This window comes from Bacteroides sp. Ga6A2 (assembly GCF_000702225.1).
GTDB lineage: Bacteria > Bacteroidota > Bacteroidia > Bacteroidales > Bacteroidaceae > Ga6A1.
Window position 1 is genome coordinate 1 of the sequence record NZ_JNKX01000078.1, and the last position, 4519, is coordinate 4519.

The 4519-nt window shown below is 45.2% G+C and carries 3 protein-coding genes and 1 rRNA gene; 1 reads left to right on the forward strand and 3 read right to left on the reverse strand.

From position 1 onward, the window contains the following. The 3 genes from T538_RS0113630 to T538_RS0113640 form a co-directional block, all read right to left on the reverse strand. Nucleotides 1-698: IS256 family transposase (locus T538_RS0113630; RefSeq protein WP_034539247.1), on the reverse strand; the 698-nt coding region annotated here is incomplete at its 3' end. A gap of 329 nt (nt 699-1027) precedes the next feature. Beyond that, on the reverse strand, nt 1028-2233 hold the full coding sequence (locus T538_RS0113635; RefSeq protein WP_051656119.1) for an alkaline phosphatase family protein: 1206 nt from the start codon (nt 2231-2233) through the stop codon (nt 1028-1030). 52 nt (nt 2234-2285) lie between these two features. Then, a complete protein-coding gene (locus T538_RS0113640) occupies nt 2286-3419 on the reverse strand; it encodes a DUF4421 family protein (protein WP_031534578.1) in 1134 nt (377 codons plus the stop codon). Between the two features lie 1017 nt (nt 3420-4436). On the opposite strand from T538_RS0113640, the gene T538_RS0113645 reads away from it, so the two are divergent. Beyond that, a 16S ribosomal RNA gene (locus tag T538_RS0113645) occupies nt 4437-4519 on the forward strand; the annotation flags it as partial.

A 4519-nucleotide genomic window follows, 5' to 3' on the forward strand; every position in this document is an offset into this window, starting at 1 on the left:
CCATCCACGCAGCATATCATGATATCATCCACGCCACGGTTGTGCAAGTCTGTAAGCACCTCCAGCCAGAAGTTTGCTCCCTCACTCTTTGCAACATACATGCCGAGCAGTTCCTTCTGACCACTTCTGTTGACGCCAAGCACATTGTAGATGGCACGGGTGACGGCACGACCGCTGTCGTCCCTTACCTTGTAGTGGATGGCGTCAAGCCAGCATATGGCATAGACGGAATCAAGCGTGCGTGACTTCCATTCCTTAATTTCTGGCAATACGCGGTCGGTTATCGCGCTGATTGTCTCTGCAGACAGGCTGGTGTCAAACTCACGCTCAAAGTAGCGGCTTATCTCGCGCGTACTAGTGCCTAAGGCATACATGCCGATTATCTTGTCTGCCATTCCATCGGCAAGGATTGTCTCACGCTTGCGGACCGTCTGAGGAGAAAAGCTTCCGTCGCGGTCACGGGGAGTTTCTACCGTTACATCGCCATAGCAAGTCTGAACGGTCTTCGGCATCTTACCGTTACGACGGTTGTCTGATTCACGGCATTCACTACTCAGGTGAGCATCCATCTCACCCTCAAGAGCGGCGTTCAATATACGCTCCAGCATCGGAGCTAGAGCACCACCTTTTCCAAACAAGGGCTTGCCGCTACGCAACTGTTCGGCGGCTAGCCTGTAATCTATTTCTTCATTCGACATCATAAAAATAAACTATGCTTTTATGCTTTTATTATTCATGACACAGTTTATTTTACATCCTCGAAAAGATGGCGACATCTTTTCTGCAATTGGACGTACCTTGGACGTACCTTGGACGTACCTTGGACGTACCTTGGACGTACCTTGGACGTACCTTGGACGTACCTTGGACGTACCTTGGACGTACCTTGGACGTACCTTGGCGCTATTTTGTATTTACCAAAAGGCAAAAGTCAGCTTTTTCTACAAAATTGAATTCTCAATCATGAATTGTCCATTGTCAATTGTCCATTGTCAATTATGAATTATGAATTTTGAATTGTCAATTGTCAATTCTTCAGCATCCCTTTAACACGTTTTATGTCTCCATCGTTCTTGGCAGGCTTTATGCCCAGAAGATTGCATAGCAGCGGATATATATCCACATTGTAGAAGTCAGGCTGCTTGTAACCCTTCTTAAAGTCAGGACCGCAAGCCTTGAAGATGACATGCATATCCCTTTCCGTAGGGTCGTAGCCATGCTCGCCATAGAGGTGAGGCAGATAGTTCACGCAGTTGTAGCCCTTGTCGGGAGCAACGATGATGTCGCCGCAATTAGGGTGCGTGCCATAGTGCAGATGCTCTGGTACTTCCTCCTTCTTCCACACCTGAACGTGCTCAATCTTCTTCAGTTCCTCGTAGACCGTGTCGCGATATTCAGGCTTAGTGTATATGTTGGTAGGGATGGCAACTGCAATCTCGTTGTACCATTTCTTCTTCAGATACTTCTTTATCAGGATGCAAGTATGGTCGCTTATTGCAGCCGTGCCGTGGTCTGATGTAATGATTAGGTTCACCCTGTCGCCTATCGGCAGAGTCTTTATCTTCTTCCACAAGTCGCCTATGATGTTGTCGAGTTCGGCAATCTGCGTGCCGATGTCGCGACACTGCGGACCGTACAAGTGACCAGTGTGGTCGGGCTCTTCGAAGTAGCACATAATCAGTTGTGGACGAGTGCCTTCGGGCATTGTCAGCAATTCGAGCACCTTGTCGGCTCTCTTCTGGAACGACAGGTGAGGAGTCTTCGACCATCTCTCGAAATAGGTAGGGAAGAAGCCCTTAATCTGAAACTCCGAGCCAATCCAGTATATCGTACCGCTCTTCACGCCCTGACGGTTGGCGGTAATCCATATCGGCTCGCCGCCGTATTGCTGGAGTGCCTTAGGCTTGTAGAGGTCGCTCATCTTGTAGAACGTGCGGTTGTCCTTGCAGTAGAACGTGTTCGACACGATGCCGTGGTGGTCGGGGTAGAGTCCCGTGGCTATGCTGTAGTGGTTGGGGTAGGTCGATGCCGGATAGCACGGAGTAACCTCGGCCTCCACGCCGTCCTTTCCGATTTTGTCGATGTTAGGGCAGCGGTACATCTGCGGATAGTCCCATCTGAATCCGTCGAGCGAGATGATAATTGTAATGTTGTTTGTTCTTTTCTGTGCCTGAATGCCCTGAATGCAGCACATTGCAAACACAATCAGCAGAGTTAAAGTCTTACTTTTCATCGTTGTGTATTATTATATTTTCCTGTTTTTAATCTTTACCCGAATGTTGTTGTCAGAACCGCTTTCCTGCGGAGAGCCTTGCCTTCCATTTAACGTTGGTGATTGAGTATTGGTCTGTGTCTCCAACGTTCGATAGCTGAACCACGCTCGTGAGCGAGAAGAACAGGTCGTTCTTGAAGTACGTCATGCCTACTCTGCCCACGTTAAAGATGTTGGCAAACTTAGACTTCATTCTTTCGTCGTGTCTCTCGCCGTCCATGTCTGTGTAACTCAGCATGTATCTCTTCTTCAGCAGTGCCGAAATCTGCGTTGACAGGTGGAAGAGCCATCTCTTGTTCGGCACGTAGTTGTAGGCGTATCCTGCGCCGAGGCTTGCGTGCATCATCGTTATGTCCGACAGGGTGAGGGTTGAACCCATGTCTTCCGAAATCCTGTCCATTCCCGATAGTTTTCCGCTATAGAGCGATGCGGCTGCGATGATGCTGCCCGAACTCTTGCGCTGTATATACGAGTTGGTAAAAACCGCCGGGTACGAGAATTTTCGGTTGTTGAAGACGTAGTAGACGTTAGTCTGAAGGTTTCTCAGCCTAGCCTCGTCATATCGCACTTGATTGCTCCGATTTGCATGTGGTGCGCCTCCGTAAAAGTTGTGTATGTCGCCGTATGAGAGGTCTATTCCGTACTTGTTGTTGTAGTAGTTTATGATGTATTCCTTGTCAGACGTCTTGCCCATCAGTTTCTTCGGATTTATCGAGAGCGTAGCCGACAAGCCCCGATAGTTGGCGGTTATTCCTACCGTCTCGCGCAGATTGTTGCTCAGCAGGTAATCAACCTTATTGCCCTCTGCCGAGACCGTGTTTATTCTAATCATGTTGCCCGACACATCGTTTTTCAACTTTACTGTGAGGGGCTTATCAGGCCTTGATACAAAGTTCGTGTCGGTCTTTGTCTTCTGAAAGATGTCTAATAGATTGTCCGTCATTTTTCTCACCACGCCCATATCAGCGTTTACGCGCTCCTTTCTGTTGGCAGAGTTGTGGCGGATGTCGGCAAGACTGTCAATCGCATGCCTCATTATCCTACGGCTCTGCTTAATGTTCTCCTTCCTGTTTTGTGCCTTTGCGCAAAGACAAGTAGAAAGCATCTCTATCATTACAATGTATGTACAGAAATTAGATATGTTCATACTTGGATTGAAATAACCGGCTGCAAAATTACAAATTTTATTTGTAAACGCGTTTCTGAATTCACTCTAACAATTAACAATTCTGAAATTTGAATTATGAATTCTGAATTTTGAATTGTCTCTGTCCATTGTCAATTCTGAACTTTCAACCTTCCCATAACCTAATCTGGCTATCTCCTGCATATAGTTTACATATAGCCAACATATAGCTAACATATAGCTAACATATAGCTAACATATAGCCAATATATAGCTTGCATATAACTTACATATAGCTAACATATAGCCAACATATAGCCAACATATAGCTTGCATATAACTTACATATATCCTGCATATACCCTGCGTATAGCTTCCCTATACCTTGCCATCATTTTGTATTTACCAAAAGAATAATTCGTATTATAATTGTCCTCCATAAGTCCTCAGCAATTATGAATTGTGAATTGCAATTATGAATTCTTTGACTACCATTTGATTTGCTTCCCCGTATCTTGGACGTTCCTAGGACGTACCTACCACGTTCCTTCGACGTATCTTGAATCTACCTTGAATCTATCTTCTGTCTTGCTTCCATCTTGCCACCATCTTCCTACCTTCTTGCTACCTTCTTCCTACCCACTATTTTGTATTTCCCAAAAGGCAAAAACGCTTCCGTTTTCTACAATTTTGAATTGTGAATTATCAATTATGAATTGTCAACTGTGAATTTCTATTATATTATGTGTAAATACGGATTTTTGAAAAATATTTAAAATTTCTTAAAATTTCTTTCTGAAAAGTTTTGCAGTTCGGAAAAAGGCCGTATCTTTGCACTCGCTTTCGGGAACGAGGCGAGCCGCCAAGGTCAGCGACTAGTGAAGGAAGCGAAATTAAGAAAGAGTTCATTGAAAGATTTACATAGACGAAGAAGTACAGGAGCTGTGAGCTAGTTAATACTAACTCACGGGTAAAAAACAAGATACGAACTGTCAATTCGATTTATCGGAGCTGAGGAAATTAAACAAATTATATTTTACAATGAAGAGTTTGATCCTGGCTCAGGATGAACGCTAGCTACAGGCTTAACACATGCAAGTCGAGGGGCAGCATTAGATTAG

Bases quoted from the DNA above. Each gene is read 5' to 3' on its own strand.
- T538_RS0113635 (WP_051656119.1), bottom strand. From the start codon at position 2,233: ATGAAAAGTAAGACTTTAACTCTGCTGATTGTGTTTGCAATGTGCTGC.
- T538_RS0113640 (WP_031534578.1), bottom strand. From the start codon at position 3,419: ATGAACATATCTAATTTCTGTACATACATTGTAATGATAGAGATGCTT.